Raw genomic sequence first — 15,937 nt, forward strand, 5'->3', positions numbered from 1 at the left:
CTCCGGCCCAGTAATCTCAAGGCCCATGGAGCAAAGGCACCTCGGCCGTACGGGCCTGCGTGTGACCCGCCTCGGGCTCGGCACCCTGAACTGGGCCCGTGACACGGACGAGCAGGAAGCCGCCGACCAGCTCAAGGCGTTCTGGGAGGCCGGCGGCAGCCTCGTGGACACCGCCGACATCTACGCCGACGGCGGCGCCGAATACCTCCTGGGCCGGCTGACGGAAGGGCTCGTTCCACGCGAGGACCTGGTGATCGCCACCAAGGCCGGCAGCGTCCTGGAGGCGGACCGCCGGGTCGACGGCTCCCGGCGCCATCTGCTCGCCGCCCTGGACGCCTCCCTGGAGCGGCTGGGCACCGACTACGTGGACCTGTGGCAGCTGCACGCCTTCGATCCGCACACACCGCTGGAGGAGACGCTGCAGGCCCTCGACCTCGCCGTCGCCAGCGGCCGGGCACGCTATGTGGGGCTGTCGAACTTCTCCGGCTGGCAGCTCGCCAAGGCCGGCACCTGGCAGCTCGCGGCGCCCGGGGTACGCAACCGTCTCGCGAGCACACAGATGGAGTACTCCCTCCTGCAGCGCGGCATCGAGCGGGAGGTGCTGCCCGCGGCGCTCGACCTGGGGATCGGCCTGCTGCCGTCGTCGCCGCTCGGCCGGGGCGTGCTGACCGGCAAGTACCGCCATGCGACACCGGCCGACTCCCGTGGCGCCTCGGACCATCTGGCGGCGTTCGTCGCGCCCTACCTCGACGAGACGGCGAGCCGGGTCGTCGAAGCGGTCACCACCGCCGCCGACGGACTGGCCGTCACCCCGCTCCAGGTCGCGCTCTCCTGGGTCCGCGACCGCCCCGGAGTGACCGCGCCGATTCTGGGCGCCCGCACAGCGCAGCAGCTCAGAGCCGCATTGTCAGTGGAGACCCTTAGTCTTCCTGACGAGATCCGCCGGGCGCTGGACGATGTATCGGCGCCGGTGCACCACTACCCCGATCACGACTGGAGCACGCTGTGAGTACCGACCGCCTCGCCGGCGAAACCCCGCCCGGGCAGGAGGCCGCGCCCGGCACCGCGGAGGCCCAGACGCCCGATGACGCGACAGCACCGGAAGGCGCGGCCGCGCCCGGCGATGACGCGATGGTGAACGAAGGGGCGGAGGCCGAGGCACCTGGTGCGGGGGCCGAGACTCCGGGTTCCGGTGCGGAGGCCGAGACCTCTGGTTCCGGCGCGGAGGCCGGCGCTCCGGCTGCCGGGGCGGAATCCGGGGCTTCCGATTCCGGCTCCGAATCCAGGGCTGCGGCTGATGGTTCGGAGGCCGAGATTCCGGCTCCCGGTGCGGATACCGACGCTCCCCTTACCGACTCGGAAGCCGGGGCTCCGGCTGCCGGATCGGAATCCGACACTGCGGCTCGCGGTGCGGAGCCCGAGACTCCGGCTGCCGGTGCGGAGGTCAAGGCTCCGGGTGCCCGTGCGGAGGGCACGGCATCGGCTGCCGGTGGGGAGGTCAAGGCTCCTGCCCCCGGTGCCCCGAAGGAGAGCCCGGTGTCCGGAGCGGCCAAGGCGACCGCGGATGCGCTGGCGGCGGCGGTGCGGGCCGTGGAGAGCGGTGAGCGCTCGGCGGCCTCGTTCTTCAACGATGCCCCCCGCCCCGCCAAGCCGGCCGCACCCGCCGCCCAGCCGGCCAAGGCCGCCCCGCAGGGCGGACCCGCGGGACCGGCCCCGGAGGTGGCCCGGCAGCGCACCGCGCAGGAGCCCGGCGGCCCGGCCCGCCCGGGCGTCCCGGACGGCGGCGCCACGGCCCCTGCCGCCGCACCGCCCGCCACCGGTCCCGCCGCCGCTCCCCGCCCCGCCGTGCCCGCCGCCCCCGGGGTCGAGGGCGTACGGCAGGTCCTGGCGGCGGGCGGTGCCCCCGAGACGCTGGCCGAGCAGGCCGCGGAGGTGCTCGGCGAGCGGGCCGCCGAGGCGCTGCGCGAGGACCCCTGGCTGCTGCTCGGTGTGCCCGGGGTGCGCCCCGAGCAGGCCGACGGCTTTGCGCGGGCGCTGCTCGGCGCCGCCTGCGGGCCGGGCGACGAGCGGCGCGCACAGGCGCTGGTCGGCTGGCTGCTGGAACAGGCCGCGCTCGCGGGCCACTCCGCCCTGGAGGCCGCCGCGTTGCGCGCGGCCCTCGCCCAGCGCGCGGTGCCCGATCCCGATGACGCCCTGCAGTCCGCCATCGCGGACGGTGCGGTGCTGGTCTTCCAGGAGGCGATCGAGGAACCGGGCCGGGCGCGTCCGGCCACGGGCGACGACGAGGAGGAAGAGCAGCCGGTCCGGATCCTGCTCGGCCTGGACCGGTTCGCGATGGCCGAGGAGAGCGTCGCCGACGGTCTGGCACGGCTGCTCAACACCTTCGAAGCGGCGGCTGAGCCGGCGCAGGACACGGCGTCGGCCGAGGCCGGCGACGACACCACGGCCGAGGCGGAGCAGCCGGTGGCCGGCGACGGTACCGCGGCCGACGAGAGCGCCGCCGCCGCGGCCCCCGGCACCGACGCCCCCACCGACGACGCCCCGGCCCCCCGGCCCGTCCGTCCCTCCGCCGCCGCCTGGGAGGCCGCGGCGGCCGCCGCGCCGTCGCCGTCGGCCGCGGAGCTCATCCGTGCCGCCGCCCACAGCGGCCTGGTGGCCCACACCGGCGCCGAGGCGGCCCGCGCCGAACCGGCCGCGCTGATCGCCGCGGCCCGCTCACTGGGGCTGCGGGCCTTCGGCGCCACCCACACCGAGAACGGCCGCCGCCGCCTGGCCGCACACCTCACCGAGTGCGCGCCCGACACCGCGGCCACCGGCTCCGCGGACCCCGCCACGGCAGCGGTGACCGTCTCGGGCCTGCTGTCCGGCCGCGAGGGCCCGGGACGGGACGCGGACGGCGCCCTCGCGCTCGATCTGCTGGTCGTGCTGGACGCCCCGCAGCTGGATCTGGAGACCGCCGCGCTGCTCGTCGAGTCGCTGACCGACGGGACCCGGCTGGTGCTCAGCGGCGATCCGGGCGTGCTGTGGTCCGCCGGTCCCGGCCGGCTGTTCGCCGATCTGCTCGCGGCCCGTTTCTGTCCGCAGGTCGCCTCCCGTACCCCGGACTTCGGTCCGATCGGCGAGCTGGTGTCGGGCATCGGCATCGGGGAGCTGAGCCAGGTAGAGGCGCCCGGCAAGGAAGTGGTGATCGTCCCGGTGCGGGACGCCGGCGAGGCGGTGCACCGCACCGTCCAGTTGGTCGCCGACTCCGTGCCCCGGGCGCTCGGTGTCCCCGCGGACCACACCCAGGTCATCACGGTCGGCCACGGCGGCGCGGCCGGCACCCGCGCGCTCAACGCCGCCCTCAAGGAACGGCTCAATCCCGGCCCCGGCCGGTTCGGCGGCTTCGACCCCGGCGACCGCGTGGCATACGCCCCGGCGCCGGGCCGCACGGTCCCCGGCACGGTCACCGGCGCGGACGCGGCCGGGCTGCATCTCGACTGTGAGGGACCCGCGGTCGTGGTGCCGCGCGAGCAGGTCGGCGCGGGAGCCGTACGCCACGGCTGGGCACTCACGGCCCATCAGGCGGCCGGCACCCGCTGGCCCGCCGCGGTGGTCGTGCTGCCCGGGGACGCCGTTGGCGGGCTGACCCGCGCCTGGGTCTACACGGCCTTCAGCCGCGGCGAGCGGCATCTGTCGGTCGTCCAGGGCGCCGACCAGGCGCTGGCCCGCGCGGTCGCCGAGGTGCCCGTCAAGGAGCGCACCACCCGGCTGCGCAGCCTGCTGCAGCAGAGCGTGCAGAGCGCCGAGGAGCCGTCGGCGGCCGGCTGAGCCCGTGGCCCGGCGCCCTCCGCACGGCCCGTATACGCCGCTGCCCCGGCCCGTCGCAGAAACAACCTGCTGACGGACCGGGGCAGCGGCGTACGGGCCAGGAGCCAGCGCCGGTGCGGCACACGGCATCCTGGCCCCGCCCTCACCGTTCGCGGTCGAGGGGCTCCATCAGGTCGTCCTCGCCCAGTTCCTCGTCGAAGACCGCGCTGACGTCGAAGCGGCACACCACCCGCTGGGGATCCGCCTGGTCGAACGGTGCGGACAGCCACTCCCCCGGCTCGGCCGGCTCGTCGGCGGCCGCCACCCACAGCGTGGAATCGCCCTCCTCCAGGCCGAACTCCTTGTGCCGGGAGGCGATCTCGTCCGGTTCGAACTCCCCGAAGAGCACACCGAGCGCCGCATGCACGCTGGTGCCGACGACCGCGGCGGCATCGGCGGCGGGCCCCGCCGCCTCGTCGGCGGCGTCCGGATCGAGATCGGCGATGCGCTGTGCCTGATGCAGCAGCCGCTGCGGTGCGGCGACGGTGTAGTCGCGCCGGATCAGCACGCTCAGCGCACTCGGCTCTTCCGGGCCCGCGTAAGCGGGCAGCGCCTCGTTTCCGGGGATCTCGAAGGGGGTGACCTCGTCGTAGGTGTCGTAGAGCAGCTCGTCATAGACCTCAGCCGCCGCGGCGAGCTCGTCGAACGCGGCGTACACGGCCGGATCATCCTGCCCCGAGCGGCGTTCGACCGCGTCGAGGTGACGGTCCAGCGCGGCTTTGACCGCCTCGGCGGCGGCACGTACCTCGGCAGCGGAAGGCTGCGCAGCATCAGACATAGTGCAGACGCTATCCGTACCGGGGCCGGTCCCGCACAATAGATGCGATGCCGGAATACGAATTCTGCGATGTGTATGTGCCACGGGGAGTCTCCCGGAAGGCTGCCACACGCCTGCTGACCGACCATGCCGAGTACGGACACTGGGAGTTGGACCGCCTGCGTCTGAACCCCGACGGGAGCCGTAAGGTGCGGCTGCGCCGCCGGATCATCCGCCAGCTCCGCGCCACGTGGTGAGCGCCACCGGGGTCTGAACACAGCAGAGCGGGCCCCGTCTCGACGGGGCCCGCTCGGTGATCTGCCGGTGGGCTATCTGCTGCTGGTCACCGGCGGACGGCGCGCGCCTTGCGGTAGATCAAGGCGCCACCGAGCAGCAGCCCGGCGCTGGCCGGAACCGCGTAGCCGATCGACCCCGCACCGGTCTGCGCGAGGTGCCCGACGGGCTTGGAGGGCGTCACCTGCTGGCTGGGCCCCCCGGTCTGCGGCTTCGTACCCGGCTTGTGCGGGGTCTGCTGACCCGGCGTGCCCGGCTGGTGGGGCTTGCCGGGGTGGTGCGGCTTACCCGGGTGGTGCGGCTTGCTCGGCTCGTGCGGCTTACCCGGGTGGTGGGGCTTGCCGGGCTCGTGCGGCTTGCCGGGCTCGTGCGGCTTGCCCGGGTGGTGCGGCCTCGCCGGGGTCGTCGACGACCCGTTGGCGCAGTGGTTGCCGAAGGACGGGTTGAGCAGCCCGCCTCCCGAGACCTGGTTGCCGCAGGCGTTCACCGGTACGTCGACCGGAGCCTGGACATTGTTGCCCGACACGACACCGGGCGAGTTCGAGGTGCTGCCGGCGGCGCCGGAGCCCGTGTGCCCGCCCTGGTGGTGCTGACCACCGTGGTGCCTGCCACCGCCATCGTTGGCGCAGCGGTTGCCGAACGAGGGGTTCAGCAGCCCGACGACATTGACGGTGTTGCCGCAGGCGTTCACCGGCACATGGACCGGTACCTGAACATTGTTGCCGGATCCCACGCCCGGCGAATGCGCCGCGCCTCCGGCGGCTCCCGCGTCGGCGTGTGCGTAGCCGGCGGCCATGGCGAGTACGCCACTGGCTGCGGCCGCGGTGATCAGGCCCTTTCGTGCGACCTGTCTCATAGGTTGTTCCCCTGCCTAGTGCCTTACAGGAATACGGACGAGTGGTGGTCTTCGGAAAGATCCACCCGCCCGCCGAAATACTCAGCGGCTCCGGATTGCATGGCACGCCTCCGGCGCCGAGCCGAGTCGGACCCTTACGGGTGTAAATACAACGCCAAAGGACGTCAGAAGGTCACTTGTTGACGCAGCCGGCACCGAAGGTGGGGTTCAGCAGCCCGATCACGGAGATCGTGTTGTTGCACGCGTTCACCGGGACCTGGACCGGAACCTGAATGGAGTTGCCGGACACCACACCCGGGGAGTTCTGGGCCGCACCCTGGGCACCCGAGTCGGCAACGGCCAGGCCCGCACCGGCGAGTACGACACCACCAGCGACTGCCGCAGCAGCGACGACCTTCTTGATCATTATTCCTCCTTGTAGCCAATACGATCCCAGCCGCGGACCGCACTGACTGCAACGAGGAAAATGCCGTTCAAGCTACGAACACATTGATGTGTTCACTCTTTTCAGCGAAGCCGGCGCGAAAGGCAGGAAATCCGCGCCGAATTCAGCTCTGTTCGATGAACCGATCGAGCACCCGCACCCCGAACTTCAGTCCGTCCACCGGCACTCGCTCATCCACACCGTGGAACATCCCCGCGAAATCCAGCTCCGGCGGCAGCTTCAGCGGGGCGAAGCCGAATCCGCGGATCCCGAGATCGTCGAAGGACTTGGCGTCCGTACCGGCGGAGAGCATGTACGGCACCGCCCGCGCGATGGGGTCCTCGGCCTGCAGCGCCGACTGCATGGCGTCGACCAGCGCACCGTCGAAGGTGGTCTCCAGCGCCTTGTCCGCATGGACGTCCTCGCGCTTGACCCGCGGGCCCAGGATCCGGTCCAGGTCGGCCAGGAACTCCTCCTCGTAGCCCGGCAGGAACCGGCCGTCGACATGCGCGGTGGCCTGGCCCGGGATGACATTGACCTTGTAACCGGCGCCCAGCTGCGTGGGGTTGGCGGTGTTCTTGAGCGAGGCGCCGATCAGCTTGGCGATGCCGCCGAGCTTCGCCAGCGTGGCGTCCATGTCCTCCGGGTCGAGCTCGGTGCCCAGGGCGTCCCCGAGCTGGTCGAGGAAGGACCGCAGGGTCTTCGTCACCCGCACCGGGAACTCGTGCCGGCCCAACCGCCCGACGGCCTCGGACAGTTCGGTGATGGCGTTGTCCTTGTGGATCATCGAACCGTGTCCGGCGCTGCCGTCCACGGTCAGCTTCATCCAGTGCATGCCCTTCTGGGCCGTCTCGATGAGATAGAGCCGCACCTGCTCGTTGACGGTGAAGGAGAAGCCGCCGACCTCGCTGATCGCCTCCGTGACCCCCTCGAAGAGGTGCGGATGGTGGTCGACGAGGTAGCGCGCGCCGTAGGTGCCGCCCGCCTCCTCGTCCGCGAGGAACGCCAGGACGATGTCGCGCGGGGGCTTGCGTCCGGTGCGCAGCCGGTCGCGGACGACCGCCAGCGTCATCGCGTCCATGTCCTTCATGTCGACCGCGCCGCGGCCCCAGAGGCAGCCGTCGGCGATCTCGCCGGAGAAGGGGTGGTGGGTCCAGTCGTCGGCGTTGGCCGGGACGACGTCGGTGTGGCCGTGGATCAGCAGCCCGGGCCGCGAGCGGTCCTCGCCCTCGATCCGGGCGACGGTCGAGGCACGGCCCTTGTGGGACTCGAAGATCTGCGGCTCCAGGCCGACCTCGGCCAGCTTCTCCGCGACGTACTCGGCGGCGGCCCGCTCACCCGGGCCCGAGTGGTCGCCGTAGTTGCTGGTGTCCATCCTGATCAGGTCCCGGCACAGGTCGACCACCTCGTCCTCACCGGTGACCGTGCGCGGCGGCTGCGACTCACTCATGCCGGAACCTCGTTTCGCTCGGCTCCGCATTCGCGGGGCTCGCACCCTTCCCTGGTTCGCTCGCGGAGCTCGATCACAGTGCCTCCTCTGTGTTCACGGCCGCATGGTGCGCCCGGAGGAGCGCGGCCCGCGGCGGGGTCTCCTGCCATCCTCCACCCGTCGCCCGCTGGGCCCAAGGCCGCAATACTCCCGACATGCCCTGGTCACAGGCCCGCATCCGGCCACATGTGCGGGTGATCGACCACCCTCGGATGTTTGCTATTGTTTTCCACGTCGGAACGGCCCAGGCCGCACCGGCAGACACCTTGTCCGGGTGGCGGAATGGCAGACGCGCTAGCTTGAGGTGCTAGTGCCCTTTATCGGGCGTGGGGGTTCAAGTCCCCCCTCGGACACTTTGCTCATCAGAGCCCGCACCGACCTCTCGGCCGGGGCGGGCTCTGATCGTTTTGCACCCCGGCCCGCGCCCGGCCCGCGGCGGCCAGGCAGAACGCCGGGTCCGCGCCCGCTCGCTTCCCGTGCCGACTTGAGGCCACGGCCGGGCTGAGGTTCTCTTGCCGGGTGAGACGCCGATCCTCCCTTCCCCCCGCCCCGCTCCCCCAGCGTGACGGGATCGATCCCGTACGGGTGCGGCTGCCCGCCGATCCGGAGGGGGTGTGGGGCACGGTCCGGGACCATCTGGTCGACCGGTTCCAGGGGGCGATCGGGGCCGGACGGGTGGACGCCATGCTGGGCGCGGGGCGGTTCGTCGGGGCGGACGGGGCGCTGAGCGGGGGCGAGCCGTATGCGGCCGGGCGGTATGTGTGGTTCCACCGGGACTTCGCGCCGGAGGTGCCGGTGCCGTTCGAGGTGGGGATCGTCCACCGGGACGAGCGGATCGTGATCGCCGACAAACCGCACTTCCTCGCCACCACGCCGCGCGGGCGGCACATCACCGAGACCGCGCTGGCGCGGCTGCGGCGGGATCTCGGGCTGCCCGCGCTGCAGCCCGCGCACCGGCTCGACCGGCTGACGGCGGGGCTGGCGCTGTTCGTCGTACGGCCCGAGGACCGGGGCGCGTACCAGAATCTGTTCAGCGGACGGCGGGTGCGCAAGGAGTACGAGGCGGTGGCGCCGTACGACGGGGCGGTGGCACTGCCGGTGACCGTGCGCAGCCGGATCGTGAAGGAGCGCGGGGTGATGGCCGCGCGCGAGGAGGCCGGTGCGGCCAATGCGGAGAGCCGGATCGAGCTGGTCGAGCGGCGGGGCGGGCTCGGGCGGTACCGGCTGCTGCCCGCGACCGGCCGCACCCATCAGCTGAGGGTCCATATGAACGGCCTCGGGCTGCCGATCCTCCACGATCCGGTCTATCCGGTGGTCGGGGACCCGGCCCCGGACGACTTCACCGCGCCGCTGCAACTGCTCGCGAAGGTCCTGGAGTTCACCGATCCGGTGGACGGCCGCGCGCGGCGGTTCGAGAGCGGGCTGCGGCTGGCGGAGTGGGCCGACGGCCCGATCGCGTGATCGTGAGACCGGGGTGCGGGGCGCCGCTTATGCTGACCGCTCTGACGGGGTTCACGGACGGCGGCGGGGGCGGCGGTGCGGGTACGGATCGAGGTCGAGCGGGACTCGGAGGCCGGTGAGGGGGCGCAGTCACTGTTCACGTGGCTGAGCGCCGATCCCGAGGTGCGGGCCGGGGCCGGGCTGTCGCCGGTGCGGCGCGCGGCGGCGCCTGGGCCCATGGGGCCGGTGCTGGAGGCCATCGAGGCGGTGTTCGACAGCGGGGTGCAGCTGGCGTCGCTGGTGGTGGCGGTGGCGAGCTGGCGCAGCACCCGGCCGCGCCGCGACCGCGTACACCTCACCCGCGGGGATGTCCGGGTGACGGTCGACAGCGGGGACCCCGAGGCCGTCGCACGGGTGCTGCGGGCGCTCGGCGAGGGTGACGCCCCGGAGGCCGGGAGCGGCGGGGCGCCGGCCGACCGGCCCAGCAGGCGGGACCAGTGAGTTGGCGGGAGCGCTGTCCGACCCGTCCCGCTCGCGCGCCGTTCTGATCGGCACCCATGCCTATACGGAGCTGGACGACATTCCGGCGGTGGCGAACAACGTCGGCCGGCTGCGGGAGCTGTGCGGGGACCCGGCGGTCTGGGGGCTGGACGGCGAGCGGTGCACCGTACTGCGGCAGGCGTCGCGGGAGGCGATCCTGAAGGCGGTGGAGGACGCCACCGCCGGGGCGAGCGACACCGTGGTGGTGTACTACGCGGGTCACGGTCTGGTCGACCCGCATTCGGGAGAGCTCCACCTCGCACTGCCCTGGTCGCGCTCGGGCCCGTCGTACACGGCACTGCGGTACGAGGAGCTGCGGTCGGTCCTGCTCCACCCGTCGGGCGGGCGGCCCACGGCCCGGCGGAAAGTGGTGATTCTGGACTGCTGCTGGAGCGGTCTGGCGCTGGACGGCCTGATGCGGGGGCCGGATGTCGCGCCCGCGGTCGCCGTCGAGGGCGCCTGTGTGCTCACCGCCACCGCCGCGACGCGTCAGGCACTGGCCCCGCCGGGAGAGACGTACACCGCGTTCACCGGGGAGCTGATCCGTCTCGTCGAGGCCGGGGTGCCGGGGCGGTCCGATCCGCTGAGCATGTCGGCGCTCTTCGAGGAGCTGACCGCGGCGCTCACCGCGAAGTCCCGGCCGCTGCCGCAGCAGAGCACCCGTCAGACCGCCGGGGAGATCTGTCTGTTCCGCAATCGCGCCGGGGCGGCGGCCGCGCAACGGGTGGACGAGGACGCCGCGCCACGGGTTGCGGCGCGTACGACGGCCGAGGGGGCCGCGGCGTCGGGCGGCCGTGTGGCACCCCCGGCGCGGGTGCGGCGGCCGGACGGCGGGCCGGAGGCCGGCTGGCCGCAGCTGGTCCCGGTGGCGCTCACGGAGACGCTGACGGTGCGGCTGGGCCGGTATCCGGTGACCCATGCGCAGTTCCGTGCCTTCCTCCGCGATCCGGAGAACGGGCGCTGGCTCCCGGCGGCCGCGCGGGCGGCGGGCACGGACGTGGACGACAACTACCTGGAGGGCTGGAGCGGTCCGGACTGTCCTGCGGGGCGCGAGGACCACCCGGTGGTCGCGGTGAGCTTCTCCGCGGCCCGTGCCTACCTGGCCTGGGCGGGCCGCCGGATGGGCGTACCGCTGCGGCTGCCGACCGCGGCAGAGTGGGCGCTGGCGGCGCGGGCCGGGCGGACCGGGGAGTGGTGGCGCGAGGACCTCGCGGCGGGCCGGGTCAACTTCCGCGGCAGTCATGGCGCGTTGACCCCGGTCGGGGAATTCCCACCGAACCCGTACAACATCGGCGATCTGCTCGGTAACGTCTGGGACATCTGCGTGGACGACAGGGGGGCGCCGGTGTTGCGCGGCGGGGCCTTCGACACCCCCGCGGCGCGGCTGCGGGAGCAACTGTCGCCACGGTCACCGGTCGAGTGCCGCGGGAACGTCGGATTCCGGTGCGCCGGCGACATGTGACGACGAGAGGAGACCCATGCGGGGGGACGCCGTCGACGAGGTGCTGCAGCGGTTGCCGTACAGCTGGACCGCGGACGAGGCCGAACGGGTCGGGCAGCGGTTCCGGGAGAGCCGGCCGGCCGTGCCGAAGCGCCTGGTGAAGAGGTTGTGGCAGTACTGGGTCCGGATGTCCCCGGACGAGCCGCTGTTCGGCAACGCCGAGGACGACCTCGCGCTGCTGCTGCACGCCAGGGCGCTGGGGCTGGAGGTCCCCGGCGGTGATCCCGGCCCGGAGGGCGGCCCGATCGCACAGTGCGCCCGGCGGGCCGTGGAGGCGGCGGAGTGCGGGCCGCTGTTCCCCGCGCCGCCCGCCTGGGGACCGAAGGCCGCGCTCGCGCCGCAGGTGCGCGCGGCGCTCCCCTCCTCGCTGCCGCGGGCGTGGGTGGCGGGGGACGAGCAGGGCCCGGTGGAAGTGCTGGTGGTCGGCGAGGGGATCCCGGAGATCCGGCAGCAGGTGGTGCAGGCGGCGCTGACGACCTGTCTGCGGGTCAACGGTCTGAGCGACCCGGACAGCGGGGACTTCGTCGGGGACCACATCGGCGTCGGGCTGATCCGGGTGACGGCCGGGCTGTCCGGCACCCAGGCCTCGCCCGACATCCCGTCGGTGTTCCGTGCACGGTCGGTGACGGTGGCGGACGGCGCGGCGTCGACGGCCCGCGGTGCGCTGCGCGACTTCGTCGGGCTGCTGCGGTCGCTGGCGGAGGAGACCGGCCTGGTGGAGGTCGTGGACATCGCGTACGCGGACCTGGTGACGTACGCCCAGGGGCTGCGGGCGCTGGCGGACCGGGCGGCGGGCGAGACGGACCGGGCGTTCCTCCGTGCCCCGCGCGCGGAGGACGGCGGGCCGGTGTCCCTTCAGCCGTATCTGCGGACGGTCAGGGGGCACGGGGCGAGCCTGGGGGTGGAGTTCAGCCCGGACCTGTTCACCACGGATGCCTATGTACGGGTCGAGCAGGCCCACCAGCGGGTGCTGTCGCAGCGGCTGACCATGGACGCACGGCTGCGCCTGGACCAGCTGAAGACGGAGATCGAGCAGCTCACCGCCGATCTGGAGGCCTTCAACCGGGCGAACACGGCGGAGCGGCGGGCGCTGTGGCCGGCGACGGTGCTGCTGGTGGAGCGGTTCGACGAGCCGACCGGCCGGACCATCCGGCTCACCGAGCCCGAGGAGCGGGAGACCGAGCAGTACTACAAGGTCAATGTGCCGCAGCTGATCTCGATGCGGGAGAAGTGGGCCCGCCGCATGGGCGAGCTGGTCGAGCAGCTGGAGACGGCGGTGCACCGGCCGCACGCACCGGCGCGGCAGGTGGCCGCCGGGCGGTTCCTCGACGCCGCCTTACGGGGCGTCGTCCCGGACGAGAGCCCCGCCACCGAACGGGCCTTCCGTGCCTGGTGCAAGGAGGTCGCGCCGATGCTCCGCTTCGAGTGGCGGTGCGCGCTGCGCCGGCACGGCATCGCACCGGAGGACGTGTTCACCCCGCACTCGGTGCTGATCAGCCGCTATCTGCCGCCGGCCGGCGAGGACCCTGCGCTGCTGTTCAGCCATCCGTACACGCTGGTGGACCCCGCCCGGTCCGCGGTGCTCGCCGACGCCGAGCGCGCCGTGATGGTGGTGCGCGACGCCACCGACCACGCCGCGCCGGCCCCCGCCGATGCCACCGGGCCGGCCGCTGAGGCGCTCTGGGACAACCTCGTCGAACTGGCCGAAAGGCCCCGGGTCGAGGAGGAGTTCAGCCGCCGGTTCCTGGAGGCGCTGCGGGCGCAGCCGGAGGGGATCGCCCGCCGCATGATCGAGGCCCTCCAGCCGGCCGGGCCCGCCGCCGGCGAGGAGGACGCGATCGAGGTGGCGCTGCGGACCGCCGAGCGGCACACCTCGCTCGGCGAGGGGATGGACCGGGCGCTGACAGCGATGCGCAACGAGGCGTTCCTCACCGCCCGGGAGTGCCTGGACGGCATCCACACCGCACCGCAGTGGCAGGCCCGCGTCTGGCTGCTGCGGGCGATCGTGGAGTGCCGCGCCGCCCGGCTGGAGTCCCGTGAGATCCCCGGTCTGCTCGGGCATCAGATGCCCGGAACTCCCGATGCCGCGCTGCGGGCCCTGGACGAAGCGGGCAGCGCGGACGAGGAGTTCACCCGGGCCTGGCTGGAGACCCTGCCGGAGGCCGGTCTCGACAAGGGCATCCGGCGGCTGTTCCAGGGCCTGCCACGGGCGCGGGCGAGCTGCAAGGGGGATCAGCTGAACAAGGTGAGCCCCGAGCGGGAGTACGCGGTGTGGCTCTTCCGGCGCGCGGTGGAGAACGCCCGGCTGGCCCGGCAGCTGGACGAGGCGGGAGAGGAGCTGGCCGAGCACCAGGAAGCCGTCGACGCGGCGCTGGCCAAGCTGGGCCGGGCGCTGGAGGAGATTCTGCTGGGGCCGTACGTCGGGGGTTCGCGTGGTGCGGCCGAGGAGCTCTTCGAGGTCCTCTCCGGGCAGGAACCGCCGCGTTACGGCCGGGTGGCGGGGAGGTAGGGCATGGACAACGAGCTGTACGTCGTGTGGATGGTGCGGACCTCGGACCGTGCGATGGCGGCGGCGGAGGAGGCGCTGGGGAATTTCGCCGCACAGGATCTGCTGCACCGGATCGACCGGTTCGGTGCGGCCGAGAGCCGGCTGGCGGAGCTGGCCGCCCGTATCCGGGCCGCCTTCACCCCGCCGGAGCTGCCGGCCGTGTTCACCGGGCGGCATCTGCATCTGCTGGTCGGCCCCGCCGCCCAGCCGCTGCTGGCGGAGCTGCTCCGGTGCCCGCAGTCCGATGTGTTCGCCACGCTCTTCGACGCGCATCAGCTCGCGCAGGCGCTGCGCGAGACGGGACCGCACCAGGACGGTGTCGACGACGCCGAGTTGCTGCTGCTGGCGCTGCTGGCCCGGCTGCCGCGGCTCGCCGCCCGGCACGGTCTGGAGTCCCGTGACTGGGGTGGCTTCGTCGAGGAACGGGCCTGGCTGACCCCGTACGCGGGAGACCGGCTGACCGAGCTGGCCCGGCGGCGCGAGTGGTCCGCCGACGCCGCCCCGACGCAGATCCTGGCGGGGGTGCTGGAGGGCGTCGGCGGGCGGCAGGACGCGGACCGGGCGGCGCAGTTCGACGCGCTGGCGCTGATCGAGCTGCGCCGGCGGATCGGGCTGCTCAGCGAGCAGCTGCGCGGGGACGCGCTGGAGCATGCCGAGGAGGCCGCGCGGCTGGCGCCCGATCTCACCAGCGTCAGCCGGCTGCCCGCGTGGCTGGAGCTGTACGAGCAGCAGGCGGTGGCCGTGGGCATGCGGCGGTTGTTCACCGGCTCCGTGACGGTCGGCGAGCAGCTCAAGGGCCTGCACAGCCAACCGCCGCCGGAGACCGGCAAACCGAAGCCCGACGAGGCCCTGCAGGTGATCAACGAGGTCCGCTACGGCTTCCTCAAGCGGCGGATGTCGTTCGACATCGCCTGCGAGGTGGAGGGGAAGGCGCACCCCGTGGTCGTGCTGCGCTGCCGGGGCGTGACACCGGAGCAGTACCCGGCCGTCCGCGACACCGTCCACCAGCTGCACGGCAGCGATCTCGCCGGGCAGGGCGAGAGCCTGGGCGAACGGCTGCTGAACACCGCGGTGCCCCAACGCCTTGGCCTGCCGGGACGGTTACGGTCCGCGCTGCACCTCCATGGCGCCGAGGCGGTCCAGTGCATGGTGTTGACCGGTGTCCGCCAGCCGATCGCCGTGCCCGCGCCATGGCGCGATCACCTGAACACGGCGCTGCCGTACGCGGCACCGTCCGGCGCGGACAGCGTGTTTCCCACGGTGCCGGACGTGACACAGGCGCTGCGGGCAAGTGTTCCGGGGTCACGGCAGGTCGTCGAGGTGGACTGACCCATTCCCCGATTCCCCAACTATCCTGGGACAACACGGAGTTGTTCACCCCCTTCGATCCCTCCGGGAGGGCCGGTGCCCACGACGAGCAACCCTGCGATCCGTAATCTGCTGACGCTGGACGGTGCGGTGTCACCGGCCGGCCCGGGCACCTCCGGCGGTGCGTCCCCGGCAGCCGCCACGGACCGTCCGATCACCCTCGACGACATCGTCGTCAAGACCCTGGCCGTCTTCGGTGTCCTGGTGGCGAGCGCCTTCCTCACCGTCTTCCTGGACGTCGGATTCCTCGCCCTGCCCGCCCTGTTCGCCGGGCTGGGTCTCGGGATCTTCCTGTCCCTGCGGCCCCGGCCGAGCGCCGCGCTGGCCCTGCTGTTCGCGGCGGTTCAGGGGATCGTGCTCGGCGAGGCGACGCAGTTCTTCGATGCGCTGCACCCGGGTGTCGGCACCCAGGCCGTCCTCGGCACCGGCTGCATCTTCGCCGGCACGCTGGCGGCATATCACACGCGGGTGGTGCGGGTCAGCGCGAAGGTGACGCGCTGGGCGGTCGGCGCGGGGCTCGGGCTGCTGGTGCTGTTGCTGGCGGAGCTGGTCGCGTCATGGGGGTTCGGCGCGGACCTCGGCCTGCGGGACGGCGGCCCCCTGGCCCTCTTCGTCAGTGTGGTGGCGATCGCCGCCGCGTCCTTCTTCTTCCTGCTGGAGTTCGAGGCCGCCAACCGCTTTCTGCGGTCCGGTGCCTCCCATCGGTGGGCCTGGTACGTCGCGTTCGGGCTGGCGATGACCCTGGTCTGGCTCTACCTGGAGATCCTGCGGCTGCTGTCGTACCTCCGGTGGTGGTGAGGCTCCGGGCCAGCGCACCCCTCCCCGCGGAATATCCGGTGCGGGCGGCCGCCGTGCGTGCGTAGGGTGCGCA

General features: G+C 73.2%; 13 protein-coding genes and 1 tRNA gene. 10 read left to right on the plus strand and 4 right to left on the minus strand.

Features of this window, described 5'->3' with window-relative positions:
* The first annotated feature begins 25 nt into the window (after positions 1-25).
* Both NUT86_RS09610 and NUT86_RS09615 read left to right on the plus strand, forming a co-directional pair.
* Complete coding sequence (locus NUT86_RS09610) at positions 26-1,009, plus strand: aldo/keto reductase (RefSeq protein ID WP_026169306.1); 984 nt, start codon at positions 26-28, stop codon at positions 1,007-1,009.
* Complete coding sequence (locus NUT86_RS09615) at positions 1,006-3,810, plus strand: helix-hairpin-helix domain-containing protein (protein ID WP_446750757.1); 2,805 nt, start codon at positions 1,006-1,008, stop codon at positions 3,808-3,810. Before NUT86_RS09610 ends, NUT86_RS09615 begins: the two co-directional genes overlap by 4 nt.
* A gap of 142 nt (positions 3,811-3,952) precedes the next feature.
* On the opposite strand, the gene NUT86_RS09620 is transcribed toward NUT86_RS09615, so the two are convergent.
* Positions 3,953-4,627: a hypothetical protein gene (locus NUT86_RS09620; protein ID WP_018087811.1), complete on the minus strand. Its 675-nt coding sequence runs from the start codon at positions 4,625-4,627 to the stop codon at positions 3,953-3,955.
* A gap of 47 nt (positions 4,628-4,674) precedes the next feature.
* On the opposite strand from NUT86_RS09620, the gene NUT86_RS09625 reads away from it, so the two are divergent.
* A complete protein-coding gene (locus NUT86_RS09625) occupies positions 4,675-4,863 on the plus strand; it encodes a DUF5703 family protein (protein ID WP_006607658.1) in 189 nt (62 codons plus the stop codon).
* Between the two features lie 86 nt (positions 4,864-4,949).
* On the opposite strand, the gene NUT86_RS09630 is transcribed toward NUT86_RS09625, so the two are convergent.
* The 3 genes from NUT86_RS09630 to NUT86_RS09640 all read right to left on the minus strand — a co-directional run bounded on the left by NUT86_RS09630 (position 4,950) and on the right by NUT86_RS09640 (position 7,630).
* Positions 4,950-5,756, minus strand: a complete 807-nt coding sequence (locus NUT86_RS09630; protein WP_159490037.1) for a chaplin — start codon at positions 5,754-5,756, stop codon at positions 4,950-4,952.
* Between the two features lie 172 nt (positions 5,757-5,928).
* A complete protein-coding gene (locus tag NUT86_RS09635) occupies positions 5,929-6,162 on the minus strand; it encodes a chaplin (protein ID WP_018087813.1) in 234 nt (77 codons plus the stop codon).
* 142 nt (positions 6,163-6,304) lie between these two features.
* Positions 6,305-7,630: a M20/M25/M40 family metallo-hydrolase gene (locus NUT86_RS09640; RefSeq protein ID WP_018087814.1), complete on the minus strand. Its 1,326-nt coding sequence runs from the start codon at positions 7,628-7,630 to the stop codon at positions 6,305-6,307.
* A gap of 307 nt (positions 7,631-7,937) precedes the next feature.
* On the opposite strand from NUT86_RS09640, the gene NUT86_RS09645 reads away from it, so the two are divergent.
* The 7 genes from NUT86_RS09645 to NUT86_RS09675 all read left to right on the plus strand — a co-directional run bounded on the left by NUT86_RS09645 (position 7,938) and on the right by NUT86_RS09675 (position 15,864).
* Positions 7,938-8,022, plus strand: a tRNA-Leu gene (locus NUT86_RS09645).
* A 166-nt stretch (positions 8,023-8,188) separates the two neighbouring features.
* Positions 8,189-9,130 (plus strand): pseudouridine synthase, encoded by a 942-nt coding sequence (locus NUT86_RS09650; protein WP_274734697.1) that lies wholly within the window; start codon positions 8,189-8,191, stop codon positions 9,128-9,130.
* 75 nt (positions 9,131-9,205) lie between these two features.
* Positions 9,206-9,610, plus strand: a complete 405-nt coding sequence (locus NUT86_RS09655) for an effector-associated constant component EACC1 (RefSeq protein WP_266450035.1) — start codon at positions 9,206-9,208, stop codon at positions 9,608-9,610.
* Between the two features lies 1 nt (position 9,611).
* Entirely contained in the window at positions 9,612-11,111 is a 1,500-nt protein-coding gene (locus NUT86_RS09660; RefSeq protein WP_274734698.1) for a caspase, EACC1-associated type, read from the plus strand.
* 16 nt (positions 11,112-11,127) lie between these two features.
* A complete protein-coding gene (locus tag NUT86_RS09665) occupies positions 11,128-13,659 on the plus strand; it encodes a hypothetical protein (RefSeq protein ID WP_274734699.1) in 2,532 nt (843 codons plus the stop codon).
* Between the two features lie 3 nt (positions 13,660-13,662).
* The gene (locus NUT86_RS09670) at positions 13,663-15,027 is read left to right on the plus strand and encodes a hypothetical protein (protein WP_266450060.1); all 1,365 of its coding nucleotides are present in this window, start codon (positions 13,663-13,665) and stop codon (positions 15,025-15,027) included.
* Between the two features lie 75 nt (positions 15,028-15,102).
* Positions 15,103-15,864, plus strand: a complete 762-nt coding sequence (locus NUT86_RS09675; protein ID WP_018087819.1) for a Bax inhibitor-1/YccA family protein — start codon at positions 15,103-15,105, stop codon at positions 15,862-15,864.
* Positions 15,865-15,937: the final 73 nt, after the last annotated feature.

The sequence above is a fragment of the Streptomyces sp. G7(2002) genome (assembly GCF_028870195.1).
Taxonomy (GTDB): Bacteria; Actinomycetota; Actinomycetes; order Streptomycetales; family Streptomycetaceae; genus Streptomyces; species Streptomyces nigrescens.